We start from the raw sequence: 441 nt of genomic DNA, 5'->3' as shown, positions 1-441 counted from the left end.
GCGCCAGGCAGACCGCGCGCTCGAAACCTTTTTCGCCCGGTCGGATGCGCTTGCCGCCGGCTTCGGCGCGGAAAGCCGGGCCAAAAGCCTGCGCCATCAACAGCGGCAGCGGCCGCGGCCAGCGCAGGCTTTGCGCCAGCACCAGGTCGGCGAGCCACCAAGCGAACAGCTCGGCATCGGGACGCATGGCGACGACGTGAGCGGCAATCGCCGCCGCGGCAAATGGTGCAGGCCGCTGCGACCCCGCCACTTCTTCGATCTGCGTGCAGAGGTCGACGAAAGCCTCATCATCCCAGGCGAGCCCGAGCATCTCGGCCACTTTTGCCAGCCGATCGGCGCTGACCGCCGGCGGCTGCAGCGCCAGCTGGCGCCAGGCGCCAAAAATGGCGCCGGCGGGACCGGGATCAGCGCCGGCCGGGCAAAGCTGCCAGGCGTCACGCA

General features: G+C 70.5%; 1 protein-coding gene. It reads right to left on the bottom strand.

The features are described from left to right. On the bottom strand, positions 1–441 hold a 441-nt coding region (locus EOA38_RS38695; protein WP_127301694.1), incomplete at both ends, for a DUF1403 family protein.

It is taken from the genome of Mesorhizobium sp. M1E.F.Ca.ET.041.01.1.1, from assembly GCF_003997355.1.
Classification (GTDB): Bacteria; Pseudomonadota; Alphaproteobacteria; order Rhizobiales; family Rhizobiaceae; genus Mesorhizobium.
The sequence above is the reverse complement of the archived record's forward strand: the minus strand, read 5'-3'. Positions and strand labels throughout refer to the sequence as shown.